Annotated in this window: 13 protein-coding genes; 11 read left to right on the forward strand and 2 right to left on the reverse strand. The window is 45.7% G+C overall.

Features of this window, described 5'->3' with window-relative positions; translation table 11 throughout:
* Positions 1-13 precede the first annotated feature (13 nt).
* Both ACWJJS_RS18270 and ACWJJS_RS18275 read left to right on the forward strand, forming a co-directional pair.
* Complete coding sequence (locus tag ACWJJS_RS18270; RefSeq protein ID WP_003155691.1) at positions 14-316, forward strand: hypothetical protein; 303 nt, start codon at positions 14-16, stop codon at positions 314-316.
* Positions 317-406: 90 nt separating this feature from the next.
* Positions 407-1,051: a Bax inhibitor-1/YccA family protein gene (locus ACWJJS_RS18275; RefSeq protein ID WP_094247178.1), complete on the forward strand. Its 645-nt coding sequence runs from the start codon at positions 407-409 to the stop codon at positions 1,049-1,051.
* Positions 1,052-1,089: 38 nt separating this feature from the next.
* Here ACWJJS_RS18275 and ACWJJS_RS18280 read toward each other — a convergent pair whose 3' ends face one another.
* On the reverse strand, positions 1,090-1,602 hold the full coding sequence (locus ACWJJS_RS18280; RefSeq protein WP_109566772.1) for a MarR family winged helix-turn-helix transcriptional regulator: 513 nt from the start codon (positions 1,600-1,602) through the stop codon (positions 1,090-1,092).
* A 149-nt stretch (positions 1,603-1,751) separates the two neighbouring features.
* Between ACWJJS_RS18280 and ACWJJS_RS18285 the strand changes: the two genes are divergently transcribed.
* Positions 1,752-2,873 carry an FAD-dependent oxidoreductase gene (locus tag ACWJJS_RS18285; protein ID WP_454023822.1) on the forward strand — a complete coding sequence of 374 codons (1,122 nt, stop codon included), beginning with the start codon at positions 1,752-1,754 and terminating at the stop codon, positions 2,871-2,873.
* Positions 2,874-2,909: 36 nt separating this feature from the next.
* Here ACWJJS_RS18285 and ACWJJS_RS18290 read toward each other — a convergent pair whose 3' ends face one another.
* Positions 2,910-3,980 (reverse strand): DUF3900 domain-containing protein, encoded by a 1,071-nt coding sequence (locus tag ACWJJS_RS18290; RefSeq protein WP_003155683.1) that lies wholly within the window; start codon positions 3,978-3,980, stop codon positions 2,910-2,912.
* Positions 3,981-4,144: 164 nt separating this feature from the next.
* On the opposite strand from ACWJJS_RS18290, the gene ACWJJS_RS18295 reads away from it, so the two are divergent.
* The 8 genes from ACWJJS_RS18295 to ACWJJS_RS18330 all read left to right on the forward strand — a co-directional run bounded on the left by ACWJJS_RS18295 (position 4,145) and on the right by ACWJJS_RS18330 (position 14,995).
* A complete protein-coding gene (locus ACWJJS_RS18295; RefSeq protein ID WP_454023795.1) occupies positions 4,145-7,327 on the forward strand; it encodes a bifunctional cytochrome P450/NADPH--P450 reductase in 3,183 nt (1,060 codons plus the stop codon).
* A gap of 464 nt (positions 7,328-7,791) precedes the next feature.
* Positions 7,792-8,385, forward strand: a complete 594-nt coding sequence (locus ACWJJS_RS18300) for a hypothetical protein (protein WP_077721924.1) — start codon at positions 7,792-7,794, stop codon at positions 8,383-8,385.
* Positions 8,378-8,689: a winged helix-turn-helix domain-containing protein gene (locus tag ACWJJS_RS18305; protein WP_007609957.1), complete on the forward strand. Its 312-nt coding sequence runs from the start codon at positions 8,378-8,380 to the stop codon at positions 8,687-8,689. The genes ACWJJS_RS18300 and ACWJJS_RS18305 overlap by 8 nt, the downstream gene beginning before the upstream one ends.
* The gene (locus ACWJJS_RS18310) at positions 8,690-9,580 is read left to right on the forward strand and encodes an ABC transporter ATP-binding protein (RefSeq protein ID WP_454023150.1); all 891 of its coding nucleotides are present in this window, start codon (positions 8,690-8,692) and stop codon (positions 9,578-9,580) included.
* Positions 9,581-9,594: 14 nt separating this feature from the next.
* Positions 9,595-10,335: an ABC transporter permease gene (locus tag ACWJJS_RS18315; RefSeq protein ID WP_077721926.1), complete on the forward strand. Its 741-nt coding sequence runs from the start codon at positions 9,595-9,597 to the stop codon at positions 10,333-10,335.
* A gap of 776 nt (positions 10,336-11,111) precedes the next feature.
* Entirely contained in the window at positions 11,112-13,040 is a 1,929-nt protein-coding gene (locus ACWJJS_RS18320) for an LTA synthase family protein (protein WP_003155677.1), read from the forward strand.
* 215 nt (positions 13,041-13,255) lie between these two features.
* Positions 13,256-14,020, forward strand: coding sequence for a glucose-1-phosphate cytidylyltransferase (locus ACWJJS_RS18325; protein WP_003155676.1), 765 nt, complete (start codon positions 13,256-13,258; stop codon positions 14,018-14,020).
* Positions 14,021-14,026: 6 nt separating this feature from the next.
* A complete protein-coding gene (locus ACWJJS_RS18330; RefSeq protein ID WP_369614759.1) occupies positions 14,027-14,995 on the forward strand; it encodes a GDP-mannose 4,6-dehydratase in 969 nt (322 codons plus the stop codon).
* The last annotated feature ends 12 nt before the right edge of the window (positions 14,996-15,007 follow it).

The raw sequence follows: 15,007 nt of genomic DNA on the forward strand, positions 1-15,007 counted from the left end.
GGAGGCGGTACATATGAAGCATTCAACTGTTCCTTTCCGGGAGAGCCGGTATCTGCACCTGCCCGAAGTGCGCTTTCTGCATTGGTGCACGAAGCAATACGGCATAAATAAAGGCGTGCTCAATACAATTGACGGCTGGTTTTATGATGCGGGCGTCATTCCGATTCCCGTCAGGCGTCTTTATGTGCTGGCATTCCTTGATTTCGTGAAAACGCCGGGGCAGAAGGGGAATATCCGATTCGGGCACGGCGGATTGACGAAAAAACTGCATGATTTCATGGATATGCAGGAGTGCGCAGCAAAACGTCAGGCCTGACATCCTTAAAATCTTCTTAAAATCATGCAAATTTCTCCCATTTTATTTATAATAGACCTATCACGATCATTTTTTGGGAGGACTTTTGACATGCAAACTGCTGCTTATGAGAGCAAACAATCTATTATGCAGCGCATTATCACGGTATTTGTGTTTACACTGTTAGTTGCGACAATCGGCCTGTATACGGGCCGGTTCATTCCGCCGGCATTGATGCTGCCGCTGTCGATCTTAGAGGTCGTCATGATCATCGCCGCATTTTGGCTGCGCCGAAAAAAAGCCGTCGGATATGTGTTTGTCTTTTCGTTCGCTTTTATTTCCGGAATGACGCTGTTTCCGATCATCAGCCATTATGCGTCCGCAGCCGGAGCCTATGTCGTATTGGAGGCATTCGGTTCTTCGTTTGTGATTTTTGCGGTGCTCGGCACGATCGGCGCTAAAACGAAAAAGGACTTGTCGTTTTTATGGTCCTTCTTGCTTGTCGCTCTTATCGCGCTTCTCGCAGTGGGGATCTTTAATATTTTCAGCCCGCTGAATTCCGCCGCCATGATGGCGTATTCCGTCATCGGAACGATTGTGTTTTCAATGTACATCTTATACGATCTGAACCAGATCAAGCACCGGGACATCACGGCTGACCTGATTCCTTTGATGGCATTGACGCTTTATATCGACTTTATCAACTTGTTTATCAACCTGCTTCGGTTTTTCGGGATTTTAAACAGTGATGATTAACCGCGCGAAAAAGGCGCCCTGCTGAGAGGGGCGCCTTTTTATGTTCTGCCGCCGGAAAACAGCAGAAGCTTATCAAATAAAACTTCAAGCATTTTTGTCAATTCCGCTTTTTCTCCAGCAGTGAAGCTTTCCATGACTGCTGAAATGTTGGAGAAGTGGCCGGGAAGAAACAGCATCAGCTTTTCTTTTCCTTCCCTTGTAAGTTCGATGCTGATTTTTCGTCTGTCACCGGTATGCCGGCTGCGGTTTACAAAGCCGTCCCGTGCGAGTCCGTCGATCAATCCGGTGATGGTCGCTTTGGTGACATTGGATTTTTTCGCCAGCTCCGTCGGACTCAGGCTGTGGCCGGGTTCGTCAAACAGAAACATTAAAATTTTGAATTTCCCTTCGGACAATCCGTGACTTGAGAAATAATGCTCCATGACCTGATTCATTTTTTTAGACATATCAAATAACGTCAAAAATGTTTTCAATGATTCAGCATCCATACCGGCGTAAATCTCAGCGCGTCCGGCAATCTGCGAGTAATCCGGCAAATGTCTCAACTCCATTTTGTAAGCCTCCGTACCATTTTAGTGATTCAAAGTATAAGCTTGCCGGATTCAAAAGGCAACCTATAAAGATTGACAGTTTTTCAGACTATATAGTAAGGTGGCTAATAGTTAATGAATGATAAATAAATCGAGAAGGCGGTATCGTGATGAACCATGAAGTGAAAAAGATCATCATAGCGGGCGGAGGGATCGGCGGCCTGTCCGCAGCGATTTCTCTCGGCAGAGCGGGTTTTGAAGTAACCCTTTGCGAGGCGGCGTCCGACATGCGAAAAAGCGGAGCGGGCATTCTTCAGCCTCAAAATGCGCTTCGGGTGCTTCGGGAAATCGGTGTGTATGATGAATGCTGTCAACACGGCTTTCAAACGGATTGGCTGAAGCAGCATGATGAAAACGGAACGCTGCAGTTTAAAGTGAGTGAGGCGTTTTTAGATGATACATTGCCGGGGCGGAATAATATATTGCGGCAAACATTAAACGATATCCTCAGGAAGCATGCTGAAGCGGCGGGAGTCACGATTCTGCCCGGTAAAAAAGTCGTGTCTTACGAAGAAACGGCAGATGAAATAACGGTGCATTGTGGAGACGGAACCGCGATGACGGCTGACATTCTCGCCGGCTTTGACGGCATCCGCTCCGCTGTCCGCGATCAAATGCTGCAAATGGAAGTGAAAACAGAGTATCTCGGCATGGGAGCGCACAGATTTTACATTTCTTTTCCCGAGCCGGTTTTTCATGATTCAACACTGATGTATAAAAAAGGGCAGACGCAGGTCGGGGTCGTGCCGCTCTCTGAAAAAACAGGATACGTATTTATCATCCGGCCGTATGACGCTGACTTCAGGGATGACGAGGACACACGTTTTGAACGGGTGAGAGACTTGCTGCGCGGAATTCCGGGAGTAAAGTTTGTGACAGAGAATATGTCAAGGGAATATCCCGTTTTGTTTCATAAGATTGAGCAGATGGCGGTCAAAGAACCGTGGCACAGAGGCCGCGTCGTTCTGGGCGGGGATGCCGTCCATGCAGGAGCGCCGACATTGGCGCAGGGAGCGGCGATGGCGATTGAAGACGCGATTGTGCTTAGTGAAGAACTGCAAAAGCACGAAAACCATGAAACTGCATGTCAATCATACTTTGAAAGACGGGCGGAGCGGGCATTACAGGTGCAGAATCTCTCATCTGAAATCGTCCGCCGCGAGATAAAGGGAACGCCCGGCGTCCAAGACATCATCGGTGAATGCTATCGATTGCTCAAAGAGCCTTATTAAATAAAGAAAGTCCAGAACATGGCGTCTGGACTTTTGTCAGTCTTGTTCAGATTTATTCCGTATCCGCTCAATCACCTCATGCAGCCCCTCAGGCTTGTGAAACTCCACCGGCGAACTGCCTTTTTCAAACGAGATCGTCTCCGCCTCAATGAGCGCGACATAGCGCCCGTTCACTTTTGCGAGATGGATGGATTCGCCGAAATCAGCCAGTAATCCTTTAATCTCTGTTTCTCCGACTTTCATTTTCAGCTCGGCTTCCGGCGTGTGTTCAATGATCTGCGCGGATGCCTCGATGACTTGATGGGTGTCGAGGCGCTCCTGAATTTCCCGCTTTTCACTCGCTTCCCAAATTTCAATGTCGTGCTCAAACTGCTGAAGCTCTTCACTGTTTTCTTCAAAAGTTTCATACACGTGCTCCTGCACCATGTTCATGACTTGGTTTTTCATGATTTCCGGCATCGATTCGCCATATTCGACAAATTTGAGAAAATCTTCGAAATAACGGGCGTGCGAGGCCTGGTGGATTTTCAGCTCATGCTCTTCCGTCATGCCTTCTTCCGGCATATACGGATATTGAATGCTTTTCATGTTCTTTGTCGTGATGGCCATTTCGACCTTTTTAATGAGAGATGAGGCGTCTGAGATCCGGGCGACCTTCGGCTCGAAATCGCATTTCATCATAAAGACGAACTTGTCCTCAAAATATTTACGCGGCACGGCCGATGCCACGATAAAAACACCGCCGCGAACGGCGCTCGTGTCAAGGTAAGTGCGGACGAACTGTTCGCTTGCTTCGATAAATGCTTCCTTCGTATCCGCAAGTCTGGCGCGGTTGAAAAGGTTGTAATTCGGATTTGAATCAAGCTCATGGCCCGGCTCCGTGATAAAATGGCCGATTTTTGTGGGGACCTGCTCGGATTGCGGATGCCGTTCAGCTTTCCGTTTGACGATTTTCTTCAATTCCCCGTCAAGAAAATCCTTCAGCTCGCTTTCTTCAAATTCGTCTGTGTCAAGGGTCTGGAAATGTTTGAACTGTTTATTTGCCTGTTCGTCTTTTCCTTCCACTTGAATGACATAAAACGATAAAAACTTGATTTCAAAATCCATATGTGAACTCACCTTATTTCTGTATTTAACAAGCCTCTCCAGTATAGAAAAAACCGTTATCAATCGTCAATCCGGGGATTGATCCGTAACGGCGGATAATCGGCCGGTGAAAAGGGCACTGTAGTTGGAAGGAACGCATCAATGTGTAAGAAAGGGTGTTATTCATGAAGGAAACAGGTCCGATTCCGCAGCCGAAGACATTCGGTCCTCTCGGCAATCTCCCTTTGCTTGATAAAGACAAGCCTACAATGTCGCTGATCAAACTGGCAAACGAGCAGGGGCCTATTTTTCAGCTGCATACCCCGGCGGGCGCCATTATCGTCGTGTCCGGACATGAACTGGTGAAAGAGGTATGTGATGAAGAGCGGTTCGATAAAAGCATTGAAGGTGCTTTGGAGAAAGTCCGGGCGTTTTCCGGTGACGGGCTGTTTACAAGCTGGACGCATGAGCCTAACTGGCGAAAGGCGCATAATATTCTGATGCCGACCTTCAGCCAGCGCGCGATGAAAGATTATCATTCGATGATGACTGATATCGCGGTGCAGCTGATTCAAAAATGGGCTAGGCTGAATCCGGATGAGGCCGTTGATGTGCCTGCTGATATGACCCGCCTGACGCTTGATACGATCGGGCTTTGCGGCTTTAACTATCGGTTTAACAGCTATTACAGGGAAACGCCTCATCCGTTTATCAACAGCATGGTGCGCGCCCTTGATGAAGCGATGCACCAAATGCAGCGTCTCGATGTTCAGGATAAGCTCATGATCAGGACGAAGCGCCAATTTCATCATGACATTCAGGCGATGTTTTCGTTAGTAGACAGTATTATCGCAGAGCGCCGGTCAGGCGGACGGGATGAAAAGGATCTGCTGGCCAGAATGCTGAATGTGGAAGACCCGGAAACGGGCGAAAAACTTGATGATGAAAATATCCGGTTTCAAATCATCACGTTTTTAATTGCCGGCCATGAAACGACCAGCGGCCTGCTTTCCTTTGCCATCTACTTTCTGCTGAAACATCCCCGTGTTTTGGAAAAAGCCTATGAAGAAGCCGATCGGGTTTTGACCGATCCCGTTCCTTCTTATAAACAAGTACTGGAGCTTAGTTATATCCGAATGATTTTGCAGGAGTCATTGCGCTTATGGCCGACCGCGCCTGCGTTCAGCCTTTATGCGAAAGAGGATACGGTGATCGGCGGGAAATATCCGATCACGCCGAAAGACAGAATTTCCGTCTTAATTCCCCAGCTTCACCGTGATAAAGACGCGTGGGGAGACAATGCGGAGGAATTTTATCCGGAGCGGTTTGAACATCCTGATCAAGTGCCTCACCATGCGTACAAGCCGTTCGGAAACGGTCAGAGGGCGTGTATCGGTATGCAGTTCGCCCTGCATGAAGCAACTCTTGTTCTGGGGATGATTCTGCAGCATTTTACCTTTATCGATCACACCGATTATGAGCTCGATATTAAACAGACACTGACGATTAAGCCCGGCGACTTTCATATCCGGGTGCGGCCGAGAAACAAAGGAGCCGTTGCGGCAGCTCTCCCGGCGGCTGAAAAAGCGGCGGAAGACGTCGAAAAAGAAAAACGGGAAACAAAAGGCGCATCCATTATCGGGCTTGATAACCGACCGCTTCTGATTTTGTACGGCTCAGATACGGGAACCGCAGAAGGCGTGGCGCGGGAACTTGCCGATACTGCCGGGATGCACGGCGTCCGGACTGAAACGGCGCCTTTAAATGACCGGATCGGAAAACTGCCGAAAGAAGGAGCTCTCTTGATCATTACGTCCTCTTATAACGGAAAGCCTCCGAGCAACGCGGGACAATTCGTTCAATGGCTTGAAGAAGTCAAACGCGGGGAACTGGAAGGCGTCCGATATGCCGTCTTCGGCTGCGGTGATCATAACTGGGCGGCGACATATCAGGCTGTGCCGAGGCTGATTGATGAGAAGCTTGCCGAAAAAGGGGCGGAACGCTTTTCTGCACGAGGCGAAGGGGACGTCAGCGGCGATTTTGAAGGAAAGCTTGATGAATGGAAAAAAAGCATGTGGACGGACGCCATGAAGGCATTCGGTCTCAAGCTGAATGAAAATGCCGAAAAAGAGCGAAGTGCGCTGGGTCTTCAATTTGTCAGCGGGCTTGGCGGGTCTCCTTTGGCAAAGACGTATGAGGCGGTTTACGCATCCGTTGCGGAAAACAGGGAACTTCAGGCGCCGGAAAGCGGCCGGAGCACAAGGCATATTGAAATCACTCTGCCGAAAGAGGCTGCCTATCATGAAGGGGATCATCTCGGCGTGCTGCCGGTAAACAGCAAAGAGCAGGTCAGCCGTGTTCTCCGCCGGTTCAATCTGAACGGGAATGATCAAGTGCTGCTGACGGCCAGCGGACAGAGCGCGGCTCATCTCCCGCTCGATCGGCCGGTCAGGCTGCATGATCTTCTGAGCAGCTGTGTCGAATTGCAGGAAGCGGCATCAAGGGCTCAAATCCGGGAAATGGCCGCTTATACGGTCTGTCCGCCGCACAAACGGGAATTGGAAGATTTTCTTGAGGAGGGCGTCTATCAGGAGCAAATCTTAACACCGCGCGTCTCAATGCTCGATCTCCTTGAAAAATATGAAGCGTGTGAACTGCCGTTTGAGCGATTTCTGGAGCTTTTGCGCCCGCTGAAGCCGCGGTATTATTCGATTTCAAGTTCGCCGCGGAAACATCCCGGGCAGGCCTCAATTACCGTCGGTGTCGTTCGCGGCCCCGCCCGGAGCGGTTTGGGTGAGTATCGCGGAGTTGCTTCGAATTATTTAGCGGACCGCCGCCCTGAGGATGGTATCGTGATGTTTGTCCGCACTCCGGAAACACGATTCCGGCTGCCGGAAGATCCGGAAAAACCGATTATTATGGTCGGTCCCGGCACAGGAGTCGCCCCGTTCCGCGGATTTCTGCAGGCCCGCGCGGCGTTAAAAAAAGAAGGAAAAGAGCTGGGCGAGGCTCGTCTGTATTTCGGATGCAGAAACGATCATGATTTTATTTACCGTGATGAGCTTGAAGCTTATGAAAAAGACGGAATCGTGACGCTTCATACGGCTTTCTCCCGCAAAGAAGGCGTACCGAAAACGTATGTGCAGCACTTAATGGCGAAAGACGCCGGCGCTTTAATTTCCATCCTCGGCCGGGGAGGGCACCTCTACGTATGCGGCGACGGCAGCAAAATGGCGCCCGATGTAGAGGCAACGCTGCAAAAAGCGTATCAGTCGGTCCACGAAACAGACGAACGGCAAGCGCAAGAATGGCTTTTGGACCTCCAGACAAAAGGCATTTACGCAAAAGATGTTTGGGCGGGGATTTGACCAATGTGATGAAAAGGACTGGATGACTCCAGTCCTTTTTCCTTCAATAAAATGAATTGCTTTCCAATCGATATACATTCGGCTTGTCCAACCACACCTGGTCAAGATATCTTCCCTGCTTGACTCCCGGACCTTCTATTTTGGTCATTTCTAAAACCTGCAGAAATTGTCATCAGAAGTGTGGCTTAAAAGTTTTACCATATGTTCCTCCGTTAGCCAGAAATTCAGACAGCCATTGCATGCTATCTATTGAGTTGAAGATCAGCAGGCTTCTCTTTTTTATTAGGATGCTTATATAAAGGACGTCTCATGCTGTAATGGAAGCATACCGGCGCAAAGAGTCCCATCTGCTGTTCCCAAGACTAAATAGTTGCGCCTATTTTGGATAAAACCTCTTTACAAATATATGGAATTAGAATATACTCTGTTTCACAAAGTACTTTGCGAAAAGAGGAGCCTGTCTTATGTCAAATCAGAATTTTCGTGAATCAGAGATAGCTGAAAACTTATCTCATATCAAAGTCTTGACGAATTACAAGACTGAGTACTCAAGGCAAACCAGTCCATATTTCATTATTTGGGGCTGTATATGGATTATTGCGTATTCCGTTTCTTTATTTAAGGTACTTTCTGTAGTCCTTGCTTGTGTCTGGTTAATACTGGCAGTATTAGGATGGATACTGACTTTGAAGACATATCTTAAGCAGAAACAATTTGATCCTATGCCCACTTTCTTAAAGAATCAATTAAAATATGCTTGGATTGGATTCATATTAGTGGTATGCATTTTTGTTTTCCTGTTTTTAATGGGATTATTGCCGCGAACAGGAGAATTTCTATCGTTTTTGATTGTTTTAATGGTGTCTATTATGTACATATTCTTAGGCATCGTGTTAACAAAAGAGATTTTTGTTATGGGATTTTGGCTGAGCATACTCGGTATGCTTACATTCTGCCTATTTCCTGATGCAATGAATATTGTTTTTGCATTTATTGGCGGAGGCAGCCTATTACTTACAGGAATGATTTTGAAAAGAAAAGGGCAAGGAAATGAGTAATGTTAACAATATCAATGATTTAATACATGCCAAAGTGCGGTTGGGAATTATGAGTTTATTGATGACTTATGATCAATGTGATTTTACTTTCCTGAAAAAGTCATTAGACATCACAGATGGGAATTTAGGTTCGCATCTGAAAAAGTTAGAAGATGCAGCTTATATAGAACTAACCAAGAAGTTCGTATCCAAAAAGCCGAAGACTATTGTTCAGATCACGAAAGAAGGGAAAGCAGCCTACAAGGAGTACATTAATACGATTGAATCCATATTTAAAATAAATAACAGTGGGGGCATGGTGTAAATGCTGCAAGTTGAACATATAAGTAAGCGCTATGGCACGACTCTGGCTTTGGACAATGTTGCTTTAACAATTCCGAAAGGAGTCTGCTATGGACTTGTTGGACCGAACGGATCCGGCAAATCTACCTTAATTAAGATCATCTCGCGCATCATCCGCGAATATGACGGTAAGGTTGAATTTGTCGGCAAGGAAAATGGCAGGCTGGGTTATGTTCCGCAGGATATCAGCCTTGAAGAAAAATTAACCGCAAAAACCAATATGGAATTTTTCGGAAAGTTACACGGGCTGAATGGCTTAAAACTAAAGCAAACAACAAAAAAACTGTTAGAAGATATCGGGTTGTTAGAAAGGGCAAACGACGTTGTGGAGAACTTTTCTGGAGGAATGAAGCGCCGTTTAAATATCGGGTGTGCATTAATGCACGATCCAGACTTAATTATTCTAGATGAGCCGACGGTAGGTGTGGACCCGCAATCACGCCGCTACATTTTTAAAATCGTAAATCGACTCAAAAAAGCCGGTAAAACCATTATTTATGTGAGTCATTACATGGAAGAGATTGAAACTCTTTGTGACTATGTAGCTTTTATCGACAGAGGGCAAATTATCGATGAAGGAGAAATAAATGAACTGCTTAAACGACATGAAGAATCATCTATTATGTTTAACTCCTCATTGTCTCCTGAATTAATAAAGAGCCATGGTTTTGAGTTTTCAGTCGTTAATTCAGGGTTGATAATAAAAACCAAAGAACCTTTAGAAACCATGGAGCGCTTAATTAGGGTCAGTAAGGAAAACAATATTGTGCCTCATCAGTTGTTTTTATATAAGCCAAAATTAGAAGATGTATTCTTTAAACTTACCGGCACTGATTTGCGTGATGAAGAATAAAGGGGAAATTTATCATGTTACCGCTCGCTCAAATTGAAACGCTAAAACAGTTAAAGGATAAGTCTCTGTTTTTTTGGACGATTATATTACCCATTGTGTCCATCATATTGCTGATTGAGCTATTTACGACAGACAGTGCAAACAAAACTTTAGTAGCTTCTCAATCTGTAACCGGCATGAGCGTATTCTTTTCAACATTCATTATTATCTCCATCGTTATAAGTTTTGTAAAGGATCGGGAAAAAGGAATTGTATCAAGACTGGCAAGTACTCCTTTAAAGCCTTATAACTTCTTCTTAGGAAAAAGTATCCCTTTTTTAGTCATAACTTTTATGCAAATTCTTCTCCTTTCCGTTCTGGGAATATTTCTGTACGATATTGAAATTAATAATTTTCCGGCGTATTTGTGGGTTGTTGTGTTGATATCTTTACTAGTTACATCCTGGGGAGTTGCTATTTCGGTCTTTGCAAAGACTGAAAATACCGGCTTGGTCATGACAAATGTGATTGCATTAGGTACCGCTGTTGTATGTGGTTTATGGACTCCTTATGATCAATTGCCAAGCTATCTTCAAACTATTGGAATGCTCTTCCCTCAGTACTGGGCGCATCAAGGGTTAATTCAATCGGTCTCGACGATATCGGGAGGAGAAAGTCTAGTATGGGTAACATTTGTTGTACTGGGCTATACAATACTAGGATTTATAGTTTCTCTAATTGGATACAGACATTACATTAAAATGGCGAGAAATTAAACCTCCGTGAGAATTAAGATATTAAAACGCAGCTGGGACTAAAAGGAGAGCGGGAAATGATTAGTGAAAAACTAAAACTGTATGTCGAGGCTCAATTTAAAAAGTATGAAAAAAACTCGTTGTTGAACAGAAAAAAAACGGAGCTAATTCCTTTATTGGCGGGTCTGATGAAACCAGTTCACAATTTTTTTCGCTAATGAGAAACAGAAATTTGCAAGACGCGTTAAGGACCAGTGTTGGAGAACAGTTTAAGCAGTCACAAATGCCAGCTCTGCTGCATGGTTGGATTATAAAAAACAAAAGGTATACGTGAAGAAAGCATTTTTGTATATTTTTAGGGTCTAAGCGATAATTTGACAGGGAAAGGACTGGATGACTCCGGTCCTTTTTTTACATCAGCCAAAAAAACCTTCAAGTTTTTCAGTCCCTTTGCATACAATAACTTCAGCCCGCCTGTTGGGCGGCTGTCTTTGATATTCATTTTTCGTTTTTAGAAGTTTGTGTTATTCTTATATTTGGTATCTCCTATTTTCAGACCGGGTCTGATACGGTACCTTTTAATGCCAGAAAAAAATGTGAAACGAAGAACGGATATCCTGCGTCTAATGGCTGGCGGGATAAGATGTTCAATGGGCATGACACGAATGATAAATATATCGTTTTTTAAAATGGTGTGTTTATGGGGCTGTGTGATGCTTTCGTTTTGCTCGGAAAGCAGGAATTGAAGCAAAAAGTAAGAATACAGATTTAAAGTGTTTAGGAAAGTAGAGGTTGCCATGAAGAAATTATTTTCTTACAGACTTAGTTTTTTTGTACTGGCTATTATTTTGTTTTGGGCCAAAACGTATTTAGCCTATCATGCTGAATTCAACCTTGGGGTGAAGGGTCCGACGCAGCAGTTTCTGCTTGTGATCAATCCGTTCTCAAGCGCCATTTTCTTTTTAGGACTGGCATTGTTTGCGAAAGGCCGCAAATCAGCGATTATCATGGTGATTATTGATTTCATCATGACGTTTATTTTGTATGCAAATATCCTATTCTATCGATTCTTCGATGATTTCTTGACATTCCCGAACTTAAAGCAATCCGGTAATGTCGGAAATATGGGAGACGGCATCTTCAGCATTATGTCCGGCCATGATATTTTATACTTTGTTGATATTATTATTTTAATCGCGCTTCTGGTGTGGAGACGTGAGCTGAAGGAATTCAAGCTGAAAAAACGGTATACGTCATTAATTATCGTGACGGGTATTGTGTTGTTCTTCGTGAACCTGGCGATTGCCGAAGAGGACCGCCCGGAGCTGCTGACAAGAACGTTTGACCGCAATTACATTGTAAAATACTTAGGCCTTTATAATTACACGATCTATGACGGCGTACAGACGGCGCAGACGGAATCACAGCGGGCATATGCCAGCAGCGATGACCTGACGAGCGTTGAAAACTACACATCGTCGCATTATGCGAAGCCGAACGCCGAGTATTTCGGCAAGGCCAAAGGCAAAAACATCATTAAGATTCACTTGGAGAGCTTCCAATCGTTTTTGATCAATTACAAACTTGACGGAAAAGAAGTCACGCCGTTCCTGAATAAACTCGCCCGCGGCGGAGAGGACATGACGTACTTTGATAACTTTTTCCACCAAACAGGCCAAGGTAAAACATCTGACGCCGAGCTGATGATGGATAACAGCCTGTTCGGACTGCCTGAAGGGTCAGCCTTCGTGACAAAAGGGGAAAACACGTATCAATCGCTTCCTGCCATCCTTGACCAAAGTGAGGGCTATACAAGCGCCGTTTTACACGGTGACTACAAATCATTCTGGAACCGTGACCAGATTTACAAACATATCGGCTACGATAAATTCTTTGACGCCAGCACATACGATATGTCTGATGACAACCTTGTCAATATGGGACTGAAGGATAAACCATTCTTCAAAGAATCCATACCGAAGCTTCAGTCGCTGAAACAGCCGTTCTACGCGCATCTGCTCACGCTGACGAACCATTATCCGTTTACGCTTGATGAAAAAGACGCAACGATCGAAAAAGCGAAAACGGGCGACGCGACTGTGGATGACTATTTCCAGACGGCGCGTTATCTCGACGAAGCGCTTGAACAGTTCTTTAAAGATCTGAAGTCATCCGGTTTATATGACAACTCGGTGATTATGCTTTACGGAGACCATTACGGAATCTCTGAAAACCATAACCGCGCGATGAAAGAAATTCTCGGCAAAGAAATTACGCCTTATCAAAACGCGCAGAATCAGCGTGTGCCGCTTATGCTTCGCATCCCCGGCAAAAAAGGCGGGGTGAACCATACGTACGGCGGTGAAATGGACGTTGTGCCGACGATCCTTCACTTGGAAGGCATCGATTCTAAGAAATATATTAATTTCGGCACCGATCTCTTCTCGAAAGACCATGATGATACGGTGACGTTCCGTAACGGAGATTACGTCACGCCGAAATATACTTCCATCTCCAATGTCGTATACGATACGAAGACAGGAAAAGAACTGAAAGGCAATCAGGAAACGAAAAACCTGAAAGCCAGAGTCACAGAGCAGCTGAAGCTGTCTGACAGCGTGATGTACAAAGACTTGCTCAGATTCCACAAATTGAGCGACTTTACGCCGGTTGATCCGTCTAAATATCATTACGGCAAAGAAAAGCTGAATCAGGATAATAAATAATAGAAAGAGCCTTACGGAATTTCCGTGAGGCTCTTTTTTTGTGTGTATCTTCACCAATCTGAAAAAAGAGAGAGCTTTTGGTCACAAAGGGCGCCAATCTCTCATATCTTACAGTAGATTTTGAAACCGGTGATAGAGAATCGGACAAATTATCGGGTTGGTTTCTCTTATACGGGCGGTTTCGAATCCAATATTCACAGAGAAGAGGGGTAGAGATGAAAGCAGTCATTCTCTGCGGCGGAAAAGGAACGAGAATGAGCGAAATCACCAATGAACGTCCCAAACCGCTCGCCATGATAGGCGGCAAACCGATTCTATGGCATATTATGAAACTCTATCAATACTATGGCGTGAACGAATTTATCCTGCTTCTTGGTTTCAAAGGAGAGATGATTAAGGAATATTTCTTAGATTATGACTGGAAGAATCACAGCATGACGCTGGACAGCTCTACCGGAGAAGTGCGGATATTGGGAACATCCGAGCCGTGGAAAATCACTTTTTTAGACACGGGGGAACACACGCAGACAGCGGGGCGGCTTTTACAGGCGAAGGACATCATCGGTGATGAAACCTTTCTTATGACGTACGGGGACGGACTGGCCAACATCAACCTGTTTCATCTGATCAGCTATCATCAATCAAAAGGGGCTGCGGCGACCGTCACCGGTATAGAAAAGACCTCGCAATTCGGAACGCTGACGGTTGAAGACGGTATGGCGAAAAGCTTTTCTGAAAAAACCTCAAGTGACGGCATCATCAACGGCGGATTTTTCGTGCTCAGCCCGAAGGTATTTGATTATCTGCCGAAAGACAGGGACGTCATGTTTGAAGAAGAACCGCTGAAGGAGCTGGCAAAGGACGGCGAATTGGCGGTATACCGGCATTACGGTTTCTGGACGGCGATCGATACGTATAAAAATCTGCTGGAAATTAACAAGATGTGGGACCGGGGACAACATGTATGGAAGGTATGGTGATCAAGTTTGAGTTTCTGGAAAAATAAAAATGTGTTTGTGACGGGATGTACAGGTCTTTTAGGAAGCTGCTTGGTGAAGGAACTGATCGATCAGGGGGCTAATGTGACGGGACTTGTCCGTGACACTGTGCCCAAGTCGAACCTGTATCAGGGAGAACAAGTGAAGCAAATGAATATCGTGCAGGGCGCGCTTGAAGATCTGGATGTGATTGAGCGGGCGCTGGGCGAGTATGAAATTGACACGGTCTTTCATTTAGCCGCTCAGGCGATCGTCGGCGTCGCAAACCGCAATCCGATTTCCACATTTGAAGCCAATATTCTCGGCACATGGAACATCCTTGAATCGTGCCGCAGGCATCCGCTCATCAAGCGGGTGATCGTCGCGTCCAGTGATAAAGCGTACGGCGACCAGCCGACACTGCCGTACGATGAAAACATGCCTCTTCAGGGCAAACATCCGTATGACGTATCAAAAAGCTGTGCCGATTTATTAAGCCACACATATTTTAATACGTACGGACTTCCGGTCTGTATTACGCGCTGCGGCAACTTGTACGGCGGCGGAGATTTGAACTTCAACCGGATTATTCCGCAGACGATTCAGCTCGTGCTGAACGGTGAAGCGCCGGAAATCCGCAGCGACGGCACATTTATCCGTGATTATTTTTACATCGAGGATGCGGTCGAGGCATACCTTTTGCTGGCGGAAAAGATGGAGGAGCTCAATCTTGCGGGAGAAGCGTTCAACTTCAGCAATGAGATTCAGCTGACGGTGCTGGAACTTGTAGAAAAAATTCTTAAGGCGATGGACAGTGACCTCAAGCCGAAAGTGCTTAACCAGGGAAGCCACGAAATCAAGCACCAATATTTATCAGCGGAAAAGGCGAGGAAGCTTCTGAATTGGACGCCCGCGCATACCATTGATGAAGGATTGGAAAAAACGATCGAATGGTATAAAGCCTTTTTTCAAAAGTAACAGAAACAGAGG

This window comes from Bacillus sp. JK106 (assembly GCF_053663355.1).

Coding starts and splice junctions, on each gene's coding strand:
- ACWJJS_RS18305 (WP_007609957.1), top strand. CDS start 8,378: ATGAGTAATGTTAACAATATCAATGATTTAATACATGCCAAAGTGCGG.
- ACWJJS_RS18280 (WP_109566772.1), bottom strand. CDS start 1,602: ATGGAGTTGAGACATTTGCCGGATTACTCGCAGATTGCCGGACGCGCT.
- ACWJJS_RS18270 (WP_003155691.1), top strand. CDS start 14: ATGAAGCATTCAACTGTTCCTTTCCGGGAGAGCCGGTATCTGCACCTG.
- ACWJJS_RS18275 (WP_094247178.1), top strand. CDS start 407: ATGCAAACTGCTGCTTATGAGAGCAAACAATCTATTATGCAGCGCATT.
- ACWJJS_RS18300 (WP_077721924.1), top strand. CDS start 7,792: ATGTCAAATCAGAATTTTCGTGAATCAGAGATAGCTGAAAACTTATCT.
- ACWJJS_RS18315 (WP_077721926.1), top strand. CDS start 9,595: ATGTTACCGCTCGCTCAAATTGAAACGCTAAAACAGTTAAAGGATAAG.
- ACWJJS_RS18325 (WP_003155676.1), top strand. CDS start 13,256: ATGAAAGCAGTCATTCTCTGCGGCGGAAAAGGAACGAGAATGAGCGAA.
- ACWJJS_RS18285 (WP_454023822.1), top strand. CDS start 1,752: ATGAACCATGAAGTGAAAAAGATCATCATAGCGGGCGGAGGGATCGGC.
- ACWJJS_RS18290 (WP_003155683.1), bottom strand. CDS start 3,980: ATGGATTTTGAAATCAAGTTTTTATCGTTTTATGTCATTCAAGTGGAA.
- ACWJJS_RS18295 (WP_454023795.1), top strand. CDS start 4,145: ATGAAGGAAACAGGTCCGATTCCGCAGCCGAAGACATTCGGTCCTCTC.
- ACWJJS_RS18320 (WP_003155677.1), top strand. CDS start 11,112: ATGAAGAAATTATTTTCTTACAGACTTAGTTTTTTTGTACTGGCTATT.
- ACWJJS_RS18310 (WP_454023150.1), top strand. CDS start 8,690: ATGCTGCAAGTTGAACATATAAGTAAGCGCTATGGCACGACTCTGGCT.